At 71.3% G+C, this 16,892-nt stretch carries 21 protein-coding genes; 5 read left to right on the top strand and 16 right to left on the bottom strand.

The genetic code is table 11. From position 1 onward, the window contains the following. Nucleotides 1–20 precede the first annotated feature (20 nt). Genes K318_RS0108410 through K318_RS0108400 form a run of 3 tightly spaced genes read right to left on the bottom strand, consistent with a single transcriptional unit; the run spans nucleotide 21 to nucleotide 2,614 of the window. Nucleotides 21–974: a TrmH family RNA methyltransferase gene (locus tag K318_RS0108410; protein ID WP_029089169.1), complete on the bottom strand. Its 954-nt coding sequence runs from the start codon at nucleotides 972–974 to the stop codon at nucleotides 21–23. Further along, nucleotides 971–1,813, bottom strand: a complete 843-nt coding sequence (locus K318_RS0108405) for a sulfite exporter TauE/SafE family protein (protein WP_245579818.1) — start codon at nucleotides 1,811–1,813, stop codon at nucleotides 971–973. Before K318_RS0108405 ends, K318_RS0108410 begins: the two co-directional genes overlap by 4 nt. 15 nt (nucleotides 1,814–1,828) lie before the next feature. After that, on the bottom strand, nucleotides 1,829–2,614 hold the full coding sequence (locus K318_RS0108400) for an ABC transporter ATP-binding protein (RefSeq protein ID WP_029089167.1): 786 nt from the start codon (nucleotides 2,612–2,614) through the stop codon (nucleotides 1,829–1,831). Nucleotides 2,615–2,638: 24 nt separating this feature from the next. On the opposite strand from K318_RS0108400, the gene K318_RS20390 reads away from it, so the two are divergent. Together K318_RS20390 and serB are read left to right on the top strand one after the other, a co-directional pair. Continuing rightward, entirely contained in the window at nucleotides 2,639–3,427 is a 789-nt protein-coding gene (locus K318_RS20390; RefSeq protein ID WP_051297717.1) for a hypothetical protein, read from the top strand. Further along, on the top strand, nucleotides 3,424–4,116 hold the full coding sequence (gene serB / locus K318_RS0108390; protein ID WP_029089166.1) for a phosphoserine phosphatase SerB: 693 nt from the start codon (nucleotides 3,424–3,426) through the stop codon (nucleotides 4,114–4,116). Before K318_RS20390 ends, serB begins: the two co-directional genes overlap by 4 nt. A gap of 6 nt (nucleotides 4,117–4,122) precedes the next feature. Here serB and K318_RS0108385 read toward each other — a convergent pair whose 3' ends face one another. Genes K318_RS0108385 through fabG form a run of 3 tightly spaced genes read right to left on the bottom strand, consistent with a single transcriptional unit; the run spans nucleotide 4,123 to nucleotide 6,198 of the window. Then, nucleotides 4,123–4,614, bottom strand: coding sequence for a SixA phosphatase family protein (locus K318_RS0108385; protein ID WP_029089165.1), 492 nt, complete (start codon nucleotides 4,612–4,614; stop codon nucleotides 4,123–4,125). Between the two features lie 50 nt (nucleotides 4,615–4,664). Then, nucleotides 4,665–5,423 carry an enoyl-ACP reductase FabI gene (gene fabI, locus K318_RS0108380; RefSeq protein ID WP_029089164.1) on the bottom strand — a complete coding sequence of 253 codons (759 nt, stop codon included), beginning with the start codon at nucleotides 5,421–5,423 and terminating at the stop codon, nucleotides 4,665–4,667. A gap of 46 nt (nucleotides 5,424–5,469) precedes the next feature. Further along, nucleotides 5,470–6,198: a 3-oxoacyl-ACP reductase FabG gene (fabG, locus tag K318_RS0108375; RefSeq protein WP_029089163.1), complete on the bottom strand. Its 729-nt coding sequence runs from the start codon at nucleotides 6,196–6,198 to the stop codon at nucleotides 5,470–5,472. An 89-nt stretch (nucleotides 6,199–6,287) separates the two neighbouring features. Here fabG and K318_RS25220 point away from each other — a divergent pair, with 89 nt between their 5' ends. The 3 genes from K318_RS25220 to K318_RS20380 are packed head-to-tail and all read left to right on the top strand — an operon-like array spanning nucleotide 6,288 to nucleotide 7,880. Further along, nucleotides 6,288–6,680, top strand: a complete 393-nt coding sequence (locus K318_RS25220) for a DUF3099 domain-containing protein (protein WP_051297716.1) — start codon at nucleotides 6,288–6,290, stop codon at nucleotides 6,678–6,680. Continuing rightward, complete coding sequence (locus K318_RS0108365; protein WP_051297715.1) at nucleotides 6,658–6,903, top strand: hypothetical protein; 246 nt, start codon at nucleotides 6,658–6,660, stop codon at nucleotides 6,901–6,903. The genes K318_RS25220 and K318_RS0108365 overlap by 23 nt, the downstream gene beginning before the upstream one ends. Further along, complete coding sequence (locus K318_RS20380; RefSeq protein WP_051297714.1) at nucleotides 6,900–7,880, top strand: SURF1 family cytochrome oxidase biogenesis protein; 981 nt, start codon at nucleotides 6,900–6,902, stop codon at nucleotides 7,878–7,880. Before K318_RS0108365 ends, K318_RS20380 begins: the two co-directional genes overlap by 4 nt. Here K318_RS20380 and abc-f read toward each other — a convergent pair. From abc-f to K318_RS20370, 10 genes are read right to left on the bottom strand one after another with little or no spacing between them, the layout of a single operon-like run. Continuing rightward, a complete protein-coding gene (gene abc-f, locus K318_RS0108355; RefSeq protein ID WP_029089161.1) occupies nucleotides 7,873–9,471 on the bottom strand; it encodes a ribosomal protection-like ABC-F family protein in 1,599 nt (532 codons plus the stop codon). The genes K318_RS20380 and abc-f overlap by 8 nt on opposite strands. After that, complete coding sequence (locus tag K318_RS20375; protein ID WP_035281144.1) at nucleotides 9,468–10,133, bottom strand: ribonuclease H family protein; 666 nt, start codon at nucleotides 10,131–10,133, stop codon at nucleotides 9,468–9,470. Before K318_RS20375 ends, abc-f begins: the two co-directional genes overlap by 4 nt. Before the next feature lie 48 nt (nucleotides 10,134–10,181). Then, nucleotides 10,182–10,517, bottom strand: coding sequence for a metal-sulfur cluster assembly factor (locus tag K318_RS0108345; protein WP_029089160.1), 336 nt, complete (start codon nucleotides 10,515–10,517; stop codon nucleotides 10,182–10,184). After that, nucleotides 10,514–11,005 carry a Fe-S cluster assembly sulfur transfer protein SufU gene (gene sufU / locus K318_RS0108340; protein WP_029089159.1) on the bottom strand — a complete coding sequence of 164 codons (492 nt, stop codon included), beginning with the start codon at nucleotides 11,003–11,005 and terminating at the stop codon, nucleotides 10,514–10,516. The genes K318_RS0108345 and sufU overlap by 4 nt, the downstream gene beginning before the upstream one ends. Further along, on the bottom strand, nucleotides 11,002–12,258 hold the full coding sequence (locus K318_RS0108335; protein ID WP_245579816.1) for a cysteine desulfurase: 1,257 nt from the start codon (nucleotides 12,256–12,258) through the stop codon (nucleotides 11,002–11,004). Before K318_RS0108335 ends, sufU begins: the two co-directional genes overlap by 4 nt. Nucleotides 12,259–12,276: 18 nt before the next feature. Further along, the gene (gene sufC, locus K318_RS0108330) at nucleotides 12,277–13,032 is read right to left on the bottom strand and encodes a Fe-S cluster assembly ATPase SufC (RefSeq protein WP_029089157.1); all 756 of its coding nucleotides are present in this window, start codon (nucleotides 13,030–13,032) and stop codon (nucleotides 12,277–12,279) included. Nucleotides 13,033–13,062: 30 nt separating this feature from the next. Continuing rightward, nucleotides 13,063–13,377, bottom strand: a complete 315-nt coding sequence (locus tag K318_RS0108325; protein ID WP_029089156.1) for a Rieske (2Fe-2S) protein — start codon at nucleotides 13,375–13,377, stop codon at nucleotides 13,063–13,065. Next, entirely contained in the window at nucleotides 13,374–14,525 is a 1,152-nt protein-coding gene (gene sufD / locus K318_RS0108320) for a Fe-S cluster assembly protein SufD (RefSeq protein WP_029089155.1), read from the bottom strand. Before sufD ends, K318_RS0108325 begins: the two co-directional genes overlap by 4 nt. 58 nt (nucleotides 14,526–14,583) lie before the next feature. Further along, nucleotides 14,584–16,029, bottom strand: coding sequence for a Fe-S cluster assembly protein SufB (sufB, locus tag K318_RS0108315; RefSeq protein WP_029089154.1), 1,446 nt, complete (start codon nucleotides 16,027–16,029; stop codon nucleotides 14,584–14,586). Continuing rightward, entirely contained in the window at nucleotides 16,026–16,784 is a 759-nt protein-coding gene (locus K318_RS20370) for a helix-turn-helix transcriptional regulator (protein WP_245579815.1), read from the bottom strand. The genes sufB and K318_RS20370 overlap by 4 nt, the downstream gene beginning before the upstream one ends. Nucleotides 16,785–16,892: the final 108 nt, after the last annotated feature.

Raw genomic sequence — 16,892 nt, 5'->3', positions numbered from 1 at the left:
AACAGTGAAGGCACCCGCCCTCACTGCATCGCGTAGAACGCCACCGCCGCCGAGGCCGCCACATTGAGGGAGTCCACCCCGTGCATCATCGGGATCGTCACCCGCCGGTCCAGCAGCCGATCCGCCGCAGGCGTCAGCCCCTGCCCCTCGGTCCCGAGCACCAGGGCAAGGCGGGCGTGCTCCTCCGCGACGAGCTCGCGCATCGTGATCGCGCCCGCCCCCAGCGTCATCCCGGCCACGATGTAGCCCGCCTCCTGCAGCACACCGATCCCGGCCGGCCACTCCTCGATCCGCGTCCACGGCACCTGGAAGACCGTCCCCATCGACACCCGGATCGCCCTCCGGTACAGGGGATCGGCGCAGCTCGGCGTCACCAGCACGGCATCCACGCCCAGCGCCGCCGCGGATCGGAACGCCGCACCCAGATTCGTGTGGTCCACGAGGTTCTCGAACACCGCGATCCGCGAATGCCGGGCTTCGGCCTCCGCATCGGCCGCAGCCCGGGCGACCACGTCCTCGACGGGCGCCAGTGCCGGCCGATGCATCGACGCGAGCGCACCCCGGTGCAGGTGGTAGCCCGTGAGCGATTCCACCCGCGCCTCGGAGCCGATGAGGATCGGGCACGCCGTCTCAGCCCAGCTCCCCCGGCCGAGCCGCTCGGCCAGCCGCGCGAACCACTCGCGGGTCATGAAGAACGAGCGCGGGCGGTGCCCGGCGGCCAGCGCCCGCTCGATGATCTTGGTGGACTCGGCGATGTAGAGCCCCCAGTCCGATTCCGAGGACGAGCGCAGCCGCACGTCCGTGAGGCGCTCGTACTCCCCGAGCAGCGAGCCGGCGCCGTCCGCGTGACCGGAGTCCGCCTCGCCGCCGGCGAGCCCGTCGATGAGCACGATCCGCTCGCCCGCGATCCCCCATCGCTGCGCCAGCTCGCGGATCTCCGCATCCGTCGGCTCGGGCTTCCTGGGCGTGTTCACAGCGTGACGATCCTCCAGAAGGCCACGAGCCCCAGGACGACGATGACGGCCCTGAGCACCACGGGGCTGAACTTCCGGGCGATCCGCGCACCGAAGTATCCGCCCAGCAGCGAGCCGATCGCGATGAGGATCACCGCGCCCCAGTTGATCCGGTCGTAGCCGACGATCGTGTAGACCGTCGCGCTCGTGACATTCACGACGAGCACGAGCACGTTCTTCGCGCCGTTGATCCGCTGCAGCGGATCCGGCAGCAGCAGGCCCAGCAGACCGATGAGGATGACTCCCTGCGCAGCGGCGAAGTAGCCGCCGTAGATCGCAGTGAGGAACACGACCGCCACGACCGCGATCCACCGGCCGGTGGACATGAGCGGAGCCGGGTCCTCACCCGCACCGGGTGCGGCACCGGAACTGAGCTCAGCGCGCCCCTCGCCCTGCTTCCGATCGCGCACGATGCGCTGGAGGACGGGCTGGAAGATCACGAGCAGCAGCGCGAGCACGATGAGCACCGGCACGATCGACTCGAACGCGGAGTCGGGCAGGTGCAGCAGCAGATAGGCGCCCACGAGCGAGCCCGCGAGCGAGGCGGGCACGAGCCGCAGCAGCCGCTTGCCCTGCCCCCTGATCTCCTCGCGGTAGCCGAAGGAGGAGGCGATGTTGCCCGGGATGAGGCCGAGGGCGTTGCTCATCGTCGCCGTCACCGGCGGCACGCCCGCGGCCACGAGGACGGGGAACGTGATGAGCGTGCCCGAGCCCACCACCGCGTTGATCGCACCGGCGCCGAGGCCGGCGAGCAGGATGAGGACCGCCGTGAGCAGGTCCATGCTCTCGAAGAGTGCCATCGCGTCCGGACCCGCTCAGAGGCGGGCGCGGGCGCTGTAGCGGCCGTCCTGCTCCGTGAGGACGACCGGGATGCCGAAGGTCTCCTCGAGGTTCCCCTCCGTGAGCACCTCCCCGATCGGCCCCGCGGCGACGGCGCCGCCCTCACGCAGCAGCAGCGCATGCGTCACGCCCAGCGGGATCTCCTCGACGTGATGGGTGACCATGATGGTCGTGGGCGCGTGCGCGGACCCGAGGATCTCCGTGAGCGCCTGCAGCAGCTCCTCGCGCCCGCCGAGGTCCAGGCCGGAGGCGGGCTCGTCGAGCAGGAGCAGCTCGGGATCGGTCATGAGCGCGCGGGCGATCTGGGCGCGCTTGCGCTCGCCCTCGCTCAGCGTGCCGAAGGTGCGCTCGGCGAGCTCGCCGATGTGGAAGGCGGCGAGCAGGTCCTCGGCGCGCGCGACGTCATCGGCCTCGTACTCCTCCGTCCAGCGGCCCAGCACGCCGTAGGCGGCGGTGAGGACGAAATCGCGGACGACCTCGGAGCGCGGCGTCTGCTGCGCGAGGTTCGAGGAGGCGAAGCCGATCCGCGGCCGCAGCTCGAACACATCGACCCGGCCCAGCCTCTCCTCGAGGATGCCCACGGCGCCGGTGGTCGGGTGCATGCGCGCACCCGCCAGCTGCAGGAGCGTGGTCTTGCCCGCGCCGTTGGGTCCGAGGACCACCCAGTGCTCACCCTCGGCGATGGTGAGGCTGATGTCGTCGAGCAGGAACGACCGTCCCCGCCGCACGCTTACCGAGTCGAATTCAACTACTCCGCTCATGTCACTCACCCTATACTTCCAGCGATGCATCAGACGACACCGCTCCAGCCCGTCCTCCTCGCCGCGGCGCTCACCGCCCGCCTGCGCGGTCGCATCGCCCCGGACGAGGCCGCTGAGGCGTTCCTCACAGCCGGCCTGCCGGTGCCGCTCATCGTCACCGACGCCGTCTTCGCCCCGCCGGCCGGCGACGGTGAGGAGGTGCCCACGGGTCTGCTGCTCTGGGAGGCAGGCGCCCGCCGCTGCGGGGCCGCGCGCGTGCGCGCCGAACCCGTCCACCCCGCCCTCCCGCTCCGAGTCCCGCGCCTGACGCGCGAAGCCCGGCGCGCCACCGCCCGGCCCGCCGCCCGCACCCGCGCGCTGTGCGTCGTCGAGGACGCCGCAGGCACGGCGCTGGCCGTCCTCGCGATCGGCACGGAGGCCGACACCGCCGTGGTCCCCTGTGCGCCCACGCCGTTCACGACGGTCGACCACCTCACCCCCGCCGAGGCCTCCCGCCGCCTGCGCGAGACCGTCATGCACGCGCTCGCCGCGGTCGAGGCCGAGGGCGCCAGAGAGGTCGACGGCCTCCCCTGGCGCGACTGGCAGGCCGAGCTCGCCGGCGCCCGCGACGACGCCGCGCACGCGGCTCTCGCCCTCGTCCTCGGCGGCCACGAGCGCGCCCGCAGCCTGCACACCGCGATGCACGTCCACCACAGCCTCTCCGCGCTCGCGGTGCCGGGCCAGACCGGCGGCCCCCGCCTCGGCCCCGCACTGGAGCAGGTGCACGCGGCCGCGGCCCGCGTCATCACGGCCCTCACTAGGATGGACGCATGAGCGCAGCCTCCCCGCACCCCGCAGCACGCCGGCCCCGCACCGCGGGACTGCTCGTGTCCGATGTCGACTCGACCTTCATCGACCAGGAGGTCATCGAGCTGCTGGCCCGTTCGACGGGGCGCGAGGCGGAGGTCGCGACGGTGACGGAGCGCGCCATGCGCGGGGAGCTCGACTTCGCCGCGAGCCTCCGCGAGCGCGTCGCCGTCCTCCGCGGCGTCCCGCTCAGCGAGGTCGAGGCCGCCGCCCGCGCGGTCACGCTCACGCACGGCGCACGTGAGCTCGTCTCCGCCGCCCATGCCGCGGGCTGGACCGTCGCACTCGTGAGCGGGGGCTTCACCTCGGTCATCGAGCGCTTCACAGAGGGCCTGGGCATCACGGAGATCTGGGCCAACGGCCTCGGCACGGACGAGGAGTCCGGCACGCTCACCGGTGAGCTGCGCGGCGAGATCGTCGACCGCGCGGGCAAGGCCGCCCGCCTGCGCGAGATCGCCGCGCGCCTCGGCATCGACCCCCGCAGGACGGTGGGCGTGGGCGACGGTGCCAATGACATCGACCTGCTCGAGGCCGCCGCGATCGGCGTCGCCTTCTGCGCAAAACCGGCGCTGCGCCCGCACGCGGACCTCATCGTCGACGAGCGCGATCTCATGCGGGTGTGGACGGGCGCGCAGGAGCTGCTCAGCCGCGTCTGAGACGGATCACCGGAAGTCGCGGATGAGCTCCGGCGCGCCGAAGGGCATCAGCTGCTCCCAGGAATCCGGGCGGAAGACCGCGATGCTGCTGGGCGGCAGGGCGGGCAGCGCGCTCGTCCCCGCGGCCATGGCCACGACCTCGGCGAGTATGGGCTGGTGCCCGACGATGAGAGCGCCCGAGGCCTCCGCCGGGACGCTCGCGATCGCCTCCTCCCAGTCCCCCGCCTCGGAGGCGTAGAGCGCGCGGTCCCGGCGCACGGCATCGGCAGGCAGCCCGAGACCGGCCGCAGCCGCCTCGGCTGTCTGCACGGTCCGCCGTGCGGCCGAGGCGATGACGGTGTCGATGCTCGCTTCCGTCTCAGCGCAGAACCCCGCGAGGAAGCGGCCCATGCGGCGAGCCTGCTCGAGGCCGGTCGCGTCGAGCGGCCGCTCGAAGTCCGAGCCGCCGGGAGCTGCCGGCGGGGTGAATGCGTGACGGGCGAGTACCAGGAGGGGCATGCCCCCACGGTACCCGCCCGCCGGCCGGGGGCCTCAGGCCCCGCGCTCTCTCAGGCGCCGGTCATGTGGAATCCGCCGTCCACGTGGACCATCTCGCCGGTGGTCGCGGGGAACCAGTCGGAGAGCAGGGAGACGATCGCCTTCCCCGCCGGCTCCGTGTCCTTCTGGTCCCAGCCCAGCGGCGCGCGGTCGCCCCACATGCTCTCGAGGCCCTCGAAGCCGGGGATCGAGGTCGCGGCCGTCGTCTTGAGCGGGCCCGCGGAGACGAGGTTCACGCGGATGCCGTCGGCGCCCACGTACTTCGCGAGGTAGCGGGCCGTGGACTCGAGGGCGGCCTTCGCCACGCCCATCCAGTCGTAGACGGGCCAGGCGACGGTGGCGTCGAAGGTGAGCGCGACGACGCCGGCGCCGGGGTTGAGCACCGGCTTCGCAGCCACCGTGATGGCCTTGAGCGAGTATGCGGAGACGTGCACGGCGTTCGAGACGGACTCGAACGGCGTGTCGAGGAACACTCCGCCGAGGGCGTCCTTGGGAGCGAAGGCGATCGCGTGCACGATGCCGTCGATGTTCCCGCCCAGGCGCTCGGGCAGGGCGGCGAGATCCTCGTCGCTCGTGGCGTCGAGCTCGATGACCTGCGCCGGCTGCGGCAGCCGCTCGGAGATGACGGAGGTGATCTTCATCTGGCGGCCGAAGGACGAGAGGATGACCTCAGCGCCCTGCTCCTGGGCCAGACGGGCGGCTGCGAAGGCGATCGAGGCCTCCGTCAGCACGCCGGTGACGAGGATGCGCTTGCCGTCGAGGATTCCCATGTGCGGGGCCTTTCTGTTGGAGTTTCTGGTGATGAGGGGGTCGGGCTCAGTGGCCCATGCCCAGGCCGCCGTCGACGGGGATGACGGCGCCGGAGATGTAGGCGGCCTCGTCGGAGGCGACCCAGCGGACGACCTTCGCGACCTCCTCGGCCTCGGCGAACCGCTTGGCCGGGATCGCCTGCAGGTACTCCTTCTGCTGCTTCTCCGGCAGCTCATCGGTCATGTCCGTGCGGATGAAGCCCGGGGCCACGACATTGGCCGTGATGCCGCGCGCGCCCACCTCGCGGGTGATCGAGCGGGCCAGGCCCACGAGGCCGGCCTTCGAGGAGGAGTAGTTCGCCTGGCCCGCGACGCCGTAGAGGCCGGAGACGGAGGAGATCAGGACGATGCGGCCGTACTTGGCGCGGATCATGTTCGTGATGGCCCGCCGCACGGTGCGGTAGGCCCCGCCGAGGTTGGTGTCCAGCACGGAGGAGAACTCCTCGTCGCTCATGCGCATGAGCAGGTTGTCTGCGGTGATGCCCGCGTTCGCGACCACGACCTCGACGGGTCCCAGCTGCTCCTCGACCGCGGCGAAGGCCGCATCCAGCGAGGCGGGGTCGGTGACGTCGGCGGCGACCGCGAGCACGCCGTCGGGGGCCTCGCCGCTGCGCGAGGTCACGGCGACGCGGTGGCCGGCCGCGGCCATCTCCTCGGCGATCGTCCGGCCGATGCCGCGGTTGCCGCCCGTGACGAGGACGACGCGCGAGGCGGGGGTCTGCGAGGTCGGTGCCATGTGCTCTCCTGTGGAACTGGGATCATGGGGGTGCACACCGGGTGCACTCAGCTCGCATCAGCCTAGCGGAGATAGAATCGGTGGTCGTTATGGTCGAACGAAGAAGGCCGACTTCTGTCACCCAGGCACAGGAGTCCGCGGAGAAGGACTACCGGGAGCGGGTGCGGCGGTACACGATCTCCATGATCATCCGCGTCATCTGCCTGCTCCTGGCCTTCGTCGTGACCGGCTGGCTCCGCTGGGTGATGATCGCAGGCGCCGTGGTGCTGCCCTATGTGGCCGTCCTCATCGCCAACGCCGCCAACGAGCGCTTCATGACCTACGAGATGGCCGAGTACCGGCCGCCCGCGCCCGCCGAGCTCGATGCGGCGGCTCAGGAGCCCGCGGCGGAGGAGCCGGAGACGATCGAGGGCGAAGTGGTCGAAGGAGAGCGCGCGGAGGACGGACGCGCCGAGGACGATGGGAGGGGCGAAGGTGCATGAGGACGCCGTGAGCGCGCCCGAGCTCATCTGCTCGGCCAAGGGCTGCCGCGCATCCGCGACCTCGGCCCTGCTGTGGAACAATCCGCGGCTCCACACGCCCGCCCGCCGCAAGGTCTGGCTCGCGTGCCCCGCGCACACCGAGAGCCTCGCGGAGTTCCTCTCGCTGCGCGGCTTCCTCCGCGACACCGTCCCCGCCGATACGATCCCCGAAGGAGTGGGATGAGATTCCTCTTCACCCGCCGCTGGCTCCAGTACATCGGCCTGGCGGTGGTCGCGGCGATCGCCTGCGGTCTGCTCGCGAACTGGCAGAACCAGCGGCGCGAATCCCGCGATGCGGAGATCGAGCGGATCGAGGCCCACTACAGCGCCGCCCCCGTTCCGCTGGAGACGGTGCTCGGGTCCCCCGATGCGGAATTCGGCGAGGAGGCCGACTGGACGCGGGTGAGCGCGCAGGGCTCGTACCGCCCGGAGGAGACGGTGCTGGTGCGCAACCGTCCCAAGGACGGCCGTGCGGGTTTCTGGGAGCTCGTCCCCTTCGAGACCGACCAGGGCGCCACGCTGCTCATCGCGCGCGGCTGGATCGCCGGCTCCGGGGCCGAGGCCGCGGCGAGCGATCTGCCCGCTCCCCCGGACGGCGAGGTCGCCGTCACCGCCTGGCTCCGGCCGGCACAGGACGGCGATGCGAGTGAGAACACGGAGGCCTCGGCCGAGGCGGTCGGCTCGGTGCGCGCGGTGGACCCCGGGCTCATCCTCGCAGGCAGCCCCGGCGCCTACGACCACGCCTACGGCTACCTAGAAGCCGAGGACCCCGCCGCTGCCGCACCCGTGGACGCGCTGCCCGCCCCGGACACGGATCCGGGCTCGCACCTGAGCTACACGTTCCAGTGGATCGCCTTCGGCATCATGATCCTCGCCGGCGTCGCCTATGCCGCCAAGCGGGAGCGCGATGCGGTGCGCCGCGGCGAGCGGGGCCCCGATGCCGCGGGCACAGGGGACGCCGCGGGCACAGCGGCGGGCCCGGAGGCGGAGTACGTCGTCGTGGACAAGGCCGCGCTCCTGGCCGGAGCGAGGGGCCCGGACTCACGACGTCCGGGCAGGGATGCCGCCGGCCGCCCGGCGCGGTCCCGGAAGACGGCGAAGCGCCGCACCCGCGAGGCCGAGGAGCTCGAGGATGCGGCGCTGGACCGGCAGCTCAGGTGAGCGTCACGAGGTCGAGGTACTCGGAGGACCAGATGTCCTCATCGCCGTCGGGCAGGAGGAGCACCCGGTCCGGGTCGAGCGCCTCGACCGCGCCCTCGTCGTGGGTGACGAGCACGATCGCGCCCTCGTAGCGGCGGATCGCGGAGAGGATCTCCTCGCGGCTGGCAGGGTCCAGGTTGTTGGTCGGCTCGTCCAGCAGCAGCACGTTCGCGCTCGAGACCACGAGTGTTGCGAGCGCGAGCCGGGTCTTCTCCCCGCCGGAGAGCACGGAGGCCGGCTTGTGGACATCGTCGCCGGAGAACAGGAACGAGCCCAGCACCGTCCGCACCCCGGTGTCGTCGAGGTGCGGCGAGGCCCTGCGCATGTTCTCGAGCACCGTCTGCGAGGTGTCCAGCGTCTCGTGCTCCTGCGCGTAGTAGCCGAGCTTGAGCCCGTGGCCGGGCTCCACCTGCCCGGAATCGGGCTCCTCCGTGCCTGCGAGCAGCCGCAGCAGCGTCGTCTTGCCCGCACCGTTGAAGCCGAGCACCACGACGCGGGTGCCGCGGTCGATCGCGAGGTCCACGCCCGTGAACACCTCGGTGGAGCCGTAGGACTTGCTCAGCCCCTCCGCCGTGAGCGGCACCCGCCCGCAGGACGCGGGGGCGGGGAAGCGCAGGTTCGCGACCTTGTCCGCGGCCCGTTCGGCCTCGAGCCCGGAGAGCATCCTGTCCGCGCGCTTGGCCATGTTCTGCGCCGCGACGGTCTTCGTGGCCTTCGCCCGCATCTTGTCCGCCTGCGCGTGCAGGGCCGCGGCCTTCTTCTCCGCATTGGCCCGCTCCCGGCGGCGCCGGCGCTCATCGGCCTCGCGCTGCTCCAGGTAGTGCCGGTAGCCCATCGCGTAGATGTCGATGACCTGCCGGTTCGCGTCGAGGAAGAACACCCTGTTCACGACCTCGTCGATGAGGCTGAGGTCGTGGGAGATGATGACCAGGCCGCCGGAGTACACCTTGAGGTAGTCGCGCAGCCACGTGACCGATTCCGCGTCGAGGTGGTTGGTGGGCTCGTCGAGGATCATGGTGTCCGGAGCCGCGAAGAGGATGCGCGCGAGCTCCACCCGGCGGCGCTGGCCGCCCGAGAGCGTGTCCAGCGTCTGGTCGAGCAGGGCCTCGGTGAGCCCGAGGTTCGCGGCGATGGACAGCGCCTCGGACTCCGCGGAATAGCCGCCGGCCGCGATGAACTCGGCCTCGATCCGCGGGTACCGGTCGATCGCCTTGGACATCACCGTCGGATCGGGATCCGACATCTGCGCCTCGGCCTTCCGCATCCGCCTGGCCAGCACATCGAGCTCGCGGGCGCCGAGGATGCGCTCGCGTCCCGTCGACGCCGGATCGCCCGCGCGCGGGTCCTGCGGCAGATAGCCCACGGTGCCGGAGGCCGTCACGGTGCCCTCGGTGGGCAGCACCTCGCCCATGAGCACCCGGGTCAGCGTCGTCTTGCCGGCGCCGTTGCGGCCCACGAGACCCACGCGATCGCCCTTGTCCACGCGGAACGACACTCCCGACATGAGGGTCCGCGACCCCACGACGACCTGCAGGTCACTGGCCGCGATCATCTCAGCGACATCCCCTTCCTGATGATGTCCGCAAGCTCCTCCTGCGGAGTGCGGCCCGAGGCGCGCGCACGATCGACGATCCTATCGGCCAGCTCCGCCTCGAGGGGACACGAGACGACGACGGGTGGCCGCTGTGAGGAAGCTCGCTCCTCGGGCGCGGGGCCCGCCTTGGCGGCGAGCCCTTCCATTCCCGGCCCGGAGGCGACGGGCGCGCCGTCGCGGAAGGCCCGTGCCGCGGCCTGCGCACGGGCGTCGGCGGCCTCGTTGAGCGGGTGGCCCGCATGGCCCTTGACCCATTCGAACCGCAGACGGCGGCCGGCGGCCTCGTACTCGCGCACGAGGGCGTCGAGGACCTCCAGCTGGTCGCGGTTGAGCACGTCCTCGCGGTTGGCCTTCTTCCAGCCGTTCAGCCGCCACTTGTGCATCCACTTCGTCACCGCGTTGATGACGTACTTGGAATCGCACAGGATGTGCAGATCGCGGTCGAGGCCGCGGGCGGAGGCGAGCAGCTCCGCCACCGCCTGCAGCTCGCCGCGGTTGTTCGTGGACTCCGGCCAGCCGCCGGCGGCCCAGCACGCCTCGTCGACGTACCAGGCCCAGCCGGCGGGTCCCGGGTTCCCCAGCGCCGATCCGTCGCAGGCGGCGACGAGCGGCTCCGTCATGGGAGGACCGGATGCGGCAGCGCCGAGCCCCGCATGCGGCGGCCCCGCTCAGATGTTGAACCCAAGCGCCCTCATCTGCTCCCGGCCGTCCTCGGTGATCTTCTCCGGACCCCACGGCGGCATCCAGACCCAGTTGAGCCGGAAGGCCGGGACGATCCCGTCGAGGACCTGTGCGATCTGGTCCTCGATGACGTCCGTGAGCGGACAGGCCGCCGAGGTCAGCGTCATCTCGATGACCGCGATCCCCTCCTCGTCCACGCTCGTGCCGTAGAGGAGCCCGAGGTCCACGACGTTGACGCCGAGCTCCGGGTCCATGACGTCGTACAGGGCCTCCTTCACCTCCTCGGGGGTGGCGTTGCGGGGTGCGTCGACGACATCGGTCATGGTCGTCCTCCTTCTGTGTACTCTGCGTGGGAGGTGCTCTCCGCCTGCGCGAGGGCGTCCGCGATCGCGGCCCACGCCAGCAGAGCGCATTTGATGCGCCCGGGGAACTTCGCGACGCCGTGGAACGCCGCGGCATCGCCGAGCAGCTCCTCGTCCGCGGTGCCCCGGCCGCGGGAGTGCATGAGCGCGCGGAAGGCCTCCTCCGCGGCGCGGAACCGCTCAGGACCGTCCTCGGCGAGGATCTCGCTCGCCACGGAGGCCGCGGCCATCGAGATCGAGCAGCCCTCACCCTGCCAGCGGACCGGCGCGGCGGAGCCTGCGAACACCTCGACCGTGATCTCGTCGCCGCAGGTGGGATTCACCTGGTGCGAGGAGCCGTAGCCCTCCGGCCGCTCGCCGGCCGGAGGTGCGAGCAGCGCGGCCTCGCCCGTGCGCTGGCGGGAGTGGTCGAGGATCACCTGCTGGTAGAGCTGCGCGAGATCGCTCATGCGGCCGCCCCGAAGAAGGCGCGCACGCCGGCCAGGGCCTCGAGGAAGCGGTCGACGTCCTCGCGGTCGGTGTACACCGCCGCCGAGGCGCGCGTGGACGAGGTGACGCCGTAGCGCCGGTGCAGCGGCTGGGCGCAGTGGTGGCCCACCCGCACCTCGACCCCGGCGGCGTCGAGGTACTGGCCCACATCGTGCGAGTGGACGCCGGCGACGTCGAAGGCCACCGCGCCGATCCGCCGGGCCGGGTCTGCGGGACCCAGCAGCCGCACACCGGGGATCCGCTGCACGCCCTCGACCAGGAGACCTGCGATCTCGCGCTCGTGGGCGGCCACGCGGTCCATGCCGATGTGTGTGAGGTAGTCGGCCGCGGCAGCCAGGCCCACGACCTGGGCGACGGGCTGCGTGCCCGCCTCGAAGCGCTGGGGGGCGGGCATGAACTCCACGCCCTCCCTCGTCACGGTCGTGATCATGGAGCCGCCCGTGAGCACGGGCGGCAGCGCGTTCAGGAGCTCGGAGCGGCCGTAGAGCGCCCCGATCCCCGTGGGCCCGAGCATCTTGTGCCCGGAGAACGCCGCGAAGTCCACGCCCAGGGAGCGCAGGTCCACCGGCATGTGCGGGACGGACTGGCAGGCGTCGAGCACGGTGTGCGCGCCCACCTCCCGCGCGCGGGCCACGAGCCGTTCGACGTCGTTGATCGTCCCGAGCACATTGGAGACGTGGGTGAAGGCGAGCACCTTCGTGCTCGCATCGACGGTCTCGTCCAGCGCACTCAGGTCGAGCTCGCCGTCGTCCGTGAGCGGCAGCCAGCGCAGCTGCGCCCCGGTCCGCGCGGCGACCTGCTGCCACGGCACGAGGTTCGCGTGGTGCTCCATCTCCGTGACGACGATCGAATCGCCCGGCCCCAGCCGGAAGCGCGCGGCCTCGGACCCGCCCAGTCCGGCCGAGGCGTTGGCGAAGCCGTAGGCCACCACGTTGAGCGCCTCGGTCGCGTTCTTCGTCCACGCGATCTCGTCCTCGCCCGCGCCCGTGAACCGCGCGAGCGCGGCCCGCCCGGCCTCATAGGCGTCGGTGGCCTCGACGGCCAGGGTGTGAGCGCCGCGGTGGACGGCTGCGTTCGACCGCGTGAGGAACTCCTGCTCCGCATCGATGACGCACACCGGCTTCTGCGCGGTCGCACCGGAGTCCAGGTACGTCAGCCGGTGCCCGGAGACCTCCCGGTCCAGGATCGGGAAGTCCCCGCGCAGCCGTGCCACCTCGAGCGCCTCCACGGCTCAGGCCCCGACGAGGAAGCGGTCGTAGCCCTCGGCCTCGAGGCGGTCGGCGAGCTCGGGGCCGCCGGACTCCGCCACCCGGCCCTGCACGAGGACGTGCACGCGGTCGGGCTTGATGTAGTTGAGGATCCGAGTGTAGTGGGTGATGAGCATGACGCCGAGGCCGGTGTCCGCCTTGGCCTTGTTCACGCCCTCGGAGACGATGCGCAGCGCATCGACGTCGAGGCCCGAATCGGTCTCGTCGAGGACCGCGAAGCGCGGCTTGAGCATCTGCAGCTGCAGGATCTCGTGGCGCTTCTTCTCACCGCCGGAGAAGCCCTCGTTGACGTTGCGCGAGGAGAACTCAGGGTCCATGCGCAGGCTCTTCATGGACTCGGAGAGCTCCTTCGTCCAGGTGCGGAGCTTGGGCGCCTCGCCGTCGATCGCGGTCTTGGCGGTGCGCAGGAAGTTCGTCACGGTGACGCCGGGGACCTCGACGGGGTACTGCATCGCGAGGAAGAGGCCGGCCTTGGCGCGCTCGTCCACGCTCATCGCCAGCACGTCCTCGCCGTCGAGGGTCACAGAGCCGCTCGTGACCTCGTAGCGCGGGTGGCCGGCCAGGGCGTAGGCCAGGGTGGACTTGCCGGAGCCGTTGGGACCCATGATCGCGTGGGTCTCGTTCGTGTTCAGCTCGAGGTCGATGCCGCGGAGGATCTCCTTGCTGCCGGCATCGGTGACGACGTCGACGTGGAGATCGCTGATCTTCAGGGTGCTCATGTCTGTTGCTTTTCCTATCTGGTTTGAGTCTCAGGGGGTCACGTCGACCAGGATCCGGCCGTCGCGCTCCTCGCAGGCGAACACCTCGACCGGCTCGAACGCCGGGGGTGTGGTGGGCTCACCGGTGGTGAGGTCGAACGCGGAGCCGTGCAGCCAGCACTCGATGGTGCAGCCGGACACCTCGCCCTCGGCCAGCGAGACCTCGCCGTGCGTGCACAGGTCGTCGATGGCGTGGACGGCTCCGTCGGCCGTGCGCGCCACGCAGACCTCGCGGTCGGCGACGACGAGGCGCACGGCCTGGCCCGGAGCCAGGGCATCCGAGTCCAGGACGGGCGTCAGGCTCACAGAACGCTCCGGGAGAGCTCGTCCTCGATCCGGTCGTGGAGGACGGACTCGACCTCGGCCACGCCGATCTTCTGGATGACCTCGTTGAAGAAGCCGCGCACCACCAGCCGCCGGGCGCTCGCCTCGTCGATGCCGCGGCTCATGAGGTAGAAGAGGTGCTCCTCGTCGAAGCGGCCCGTCGAGGACGCGTGGCCGGCGCCTTCGATGTCGCCGGTCTCGATCTCCAGGTTCGGCACCGAGTCCGCGCGCGCCCCGTCCGTGAGGATGAGGTTGCGGTTGAGCTCGTAGGTGTCGATCCCCAGCGCCTCGGGGCGGATGAGCACATCGCCCACCCAGACGCTGCGCGCGTCGGTGCCCTGGAGGGCGCCCTTGTACATGACGTTCGAGGTCGCCTTGGGCGTGTTGTGGTCGATGTACGTACGGTGCTCGAGGTGCTGGCCGGCATCGGAGAAGTAGAGGCCGAGCAGCTCCGCCTCGCCGCCGGGGCCGTCGTAGCGCACGTTCGAGTTGAGGCGGACGATGTCCCCGCCGAGGCTCACCGCGATGTGCTTGTACTTCGCGTCGCGTCCCACGAGCGCATCGTGCTGGCCGAGGTGGACGCTGCCGTCCTCCCACAGCTGGAGCGAGGCCAGCGTGAGGTCCGCGCCCTCGCCCACGACGACGGAGAGCAGCTCCGAGTAGCGGGCGATGCCCTCGTGCTCGATGACGAAGGTGGCCTTGGCGTGGCGGCCCACCGTGATGAGGATGTGGCCGTGGGCCGTGGTGCCGGTGCCGTCGGCGTGGATGATGACGGGCTCGTCGAGCTCGACCTCATCGGCCAGGTGGTAGTGCAGCACGCCTGCGGCATTGGACGCGGCGACGGCGGCCGGACGGTCCTCGGGGGCGAGGACGCCGTGGGCCTGGGCCGAGGCGAGGTCGATCGTCTCGACCGTCACGGCCTCGGGCAGCTCCTGGCGGACCGTGAGCGCACCGTCGACGACGGTGTTCTCGAACAGGTCCGCGAGCCGGCGGACGGGAGTGAAGCGCCACTCCTCCTCCCGGCCGGTGACGGCGGGGAAGGCGTCGACGGAGAAGCTCCGCGTGCGGTCCGCCCTGCCCTGTGCGGGAACCTGGACGCCGCTGGGCGCGGACTCGAGGGTCTGGGTCATTGAGGGGTCTCCTTGTGAAGAGGTGCGAGGGGGTGGGTGCCTGCGGGATGCGCGGGCCTCAGCCCACCGCGCCCTCCATCTGCAGTTCGATGAGGCGGTTGAGCTCGAGCGCGTACTCCATGGGCAGCTCGCGCGCGATCGGCTCGATGAAGCCGCGGACGATCATCGCCATCGCCTCGGTCTCCTCCATGCCGCGGGACTGGAGGTAGAAGAGCTGGTCCTCGCTCACCTTCGAGACCGTGGCCTCGTGGCCGAGCGTCACATCGTCCTCACGGATGTCGATGTAGGGGTAGGTGTCCGAACGCGAGATGTTGTCCACGAGCAGCGCATCGCACAGCACGTTGTTCGAGGAGCCCTCCGCACCCGGGTGGATGTGCACGAGGCCCCGGTAGCCGGCGCGTCCCCCGGAGCGGGCGACGGACTTCGAGACGATCGAGGACTGCGTGTGGGGCGCGGCGTGGACCATCTTGGAGCCCGTGTCCTGGTGCTGGCCGGCACCGGCGAAGGCCACCGACAGCGTCTCGCCGCGGGCGTGCTCGCCCGTGAGCCAGATGGCCGGGTACTTCATGGTGACCTTCGAGCCGATGTTGCCGTCGACCCACTCCATCGTCGCGCCCTGCTCCGCGATCGCGCGCTTGGTGACGAGGTTGTACACGTTGTTCGACCAGTTCTGGATCGTCGTGTAGCGGACGCGGGCGTCCTTCTTCGCGATGATCTCCACGACGGCCGAGTGCAGCGAGTCCGATTTGTAGATCGGCGCGGTGCAGCCCTCGACGTAGTGCACGTAGGAGCCCTCGTCGGCGATGATGAGCGTGCGCTCGAACTGGCCCATGTTCTCCGTGTTGATCCGGAAGTAGGCCTGCAGGGGGATCTCGACGTGGACGCCCTTGGGCACGTAGATGAACGAGCCGCCGGACCACACGGCCGTGTTCAGCGCGGCGAACTTGTTGTCGCCGGAGGGGATCACGGTGCCGAAGTACTCCTCGAACAGCTCGGGGTGCTCGGCCAGCGCGGTGTCGGTGTCGAGGAAGATGACGCCCTGGCGCTCGAGCTCCTCGTTGATCTTGTGGTAGACCACCTCGGACTCGTACTGCGCGGCCACGCCCGCGACGAGGCGCTGCTTCTCCGCCTCCGGGATGCCGAGGCGGTCGTAGGTGTTCTTGATGTCCTCGGGCAGGTCCTCCCAGGACTGCGCCTGCCCCTCGGTGGAGCGGACGAAGTACTTGATGTCGTCGAAGTCGATGCCCGAGAGGTCCGCGCCCCAGCCGGGCATGGGCTTCTTCTCGAACAGGCGCAGGGCCTTGAGCCGGCGCTGGAGCATCCACTCCGGCTCGTTCTTCAGCGCGGAGATGTTGCGGACGACGTCCTCGCTCAGGCCGCGCTCGGCCTGGGCGCCGGCGTCGTCGGCATCGTGCCAGCCGTACTGGTAGGCGCCGATGTCCTTGAGCTCGGGATTCAGCTCGATGATCCGGTTGGTCTCAGCGGCCTCGGTGGTTTCGGTCACCGCGAACCTCCTTGGTTGTGGTCGGGTGCGGGTCCGCCCAGCAGGGGACGGGCCAGCGCGGACGTGGGAATGTGCGTGGTGCAGACGTGCCCGCCGCCTGCCAGGGTGGACAGCCTCCGGACGTCCACCGCGAGGTACTCCGAGATCACCTCGAGCTCGGCCTCGCAGAACTCCGGGAAGCGCTCCGCGACGTGCTGGATGGGGCAGTGCCCCTGGCACAGCTGGAGCGCCTCCAGCGGAGTGCCCGCCGCCACCGGCGTGGACGAGGCGGCGAAGCCCTCGGCCGCGAGCGCACGGGCGAGCCTGCGCGAGCGCTCGGCCACCGTGCCGCGGGGGGCCTCCCCCGGCCGGAAGTCCTCGAGTCGGCGCCGCAGCCTCTCGCGGAGCTTGTCCGCGTGGCTGCGGGCGAAGGAGCCGACTGCCTCCTCCCCGCCCGTCTCGCGCATGAACGTGAGCAGGTCGAGTGCGAGCTCGTCGTAGGTGTGCGAGATCTGCGAGTGGCCCTCGGGCGTCACGGTGTACTGCCGGGCCGGCCGGCCGCGCCCGGCCTTCTGGCCGGTGAGGGCGCGGACCTCGATGAGGCCGTCGGCCTCGAGCGCGTCCAGGTGCCTGCGCACCGCGGCCGCGGTGAGGTCCATCGTCTTCGCGAGCGCCGAGGCCGAGACCGGCCCCTGGTCGAGGACGTAGCCGAGCACGCGCTGCCGCGTCCGGCCGTCCTCGGACGGCGTCGTCTCCGCAGCTGCCGCCACTGTCACCCCCTCTTCCATCGCCTTCAGCAACAAGTGTCTTACCTAAATGCGGGATTGTAAACGAAGGAGCCCCTAAGCACCGGTGGGAGCGCCGCGGGCGGAGGGGTAGAGTGG

The sequence above is a fragment of the Brevibacterium album DSM 18261 genome (genome assembly GCF_000426445.1).
GTDB classification, from domain to species: Bacteria; Actinomycetota; Actinomycetes; order Actinomycetales; family Brevibacteriaceae; genus Brevibacterium; species Brevibacterium album.
Note: the sequence above shows the minus strand (reverse complement) of the source record. Positions and strands in the feature narration are given on the sequence as shown.

What these genes read in the sequence shown, in the direction of transcription:
- K318_RS0108405 (WP_245579818.1), bottom strand. Translation starts at nt 1,813, where the DNA reads ATGGCACTCTTCGAGAGCATGGACCTGCTCACGGCGGTCCTCATCCTG.
- K318_RS0108400 (WP_029089167.1), bottom strand. Translation starts at nt 2,614, where the DNA reads ATGAGCGGAGTAGTTGAATTCGACTCGGTAAGCGTGCGGCGGGGACGG.
- K318_RS20390 (WP_051297717.1), top strand. Translation starts at nt 2,639, where the DNA reads ATGCATCAGACGACACCGCTCCAGCCCGTCCTCCTCGCCGCGGCGCTC.
- serB (WP_029089166.1), top strand. Translation starts at nt 3,424, where the DNA reads ATGAGCGCAGCCTCCCCGCACCCCGCAGCACGCCGGCCCCGCACCGCG.
- K318_RS0108385 (WP_029089165.1), bottom strand. Translation starts at nt 4,614, where the DNA reads ATGCCCCTCCTGGTACTCGCCCGTCACGCATTCACCCCGCCGGCAGCT.
- fabI (WP_029089164.1), bottom strand. Translation starts at nt 5,423, where the DNA reads ATGGGAATCCTCGACGGCAAGCGCATCCTCGTCACCGGCGTGCTGACG.
- fabG (WP_029089163.1), bottom strand. Translation starts at nt 6,198, where the DNA reads ATGGCACCGACCTCGCAGACCCCCGCCTCGCGCGTCGTCCTCGTCACG.
- K318_RS25220 (WP_051297716.1), top strand. Translation starts at nt 6,288, where the DNA reads ATGGTCGAACGAAGAAGGCCGACTTCTGTCACCCAGGCACAGGAGTCC.
- K318_RS0108365 (WP_051297715.1), top strand. Translation starts at nt 6,658, where the DNA reads ATGGGAGGGGCGAAGGTGCATGAGGACGCCGTGAGCGCGCCCGAGCTC.
- K318_RS20380 (WP_051297714.1), top strand. Translation starts at nt 6,900, where the DNA reads ATGAGATTCCTCTTCACCCGCCGCTGGCTCCAGTACATCGGCCTGGCG.
- abc-f (WP_029089161.1), bottom strand. Translation starts at nt 9,471, where the DNA reads ATGATCGCGGCCAGTGACCTGCAGGTCGTCGTGGGGTCGCGGACCCTC.
- K318_RS20375 (WP_035281144.1), bottom strand. Translation starts at nt 10,133, where the DNA reads ATGACGGAGCCGCTCGTCGCCGCCTGCGACGGATCGGCGCTGGGGAAC.
- K318_RS0108345 (WP_029089160.1), bottom strand. Translation starts at nt 10,517, where the DNA reads ATGACCGATGTCGTCGACGCACCCCGCAACGCCACCCCCGAGGAGGTG.
- sufU (WP_029089159.1), bottom strand. Translation starts at nt 11,005, where the DNA reads ATGAGCGATCTCGCGCAGCTCTACCAGCAGGTGATCCTCGACCACTCC.
- sufC (WP_029089157.1), bottom strand. Translation starts at nt 13,032, where the DNA reads ATGAGCACCCTGAAGATCAGCGATCTCCACGTCGACGTCGTCACCGAT.
- sufD (WP_029089155.1), bottom strand. Translation starts at nt 14,525, where the DNA reads ATGACCCAGACCCTCGAGTCCGCGCCCAGCGGCGTCCAGGTTCCCGCA.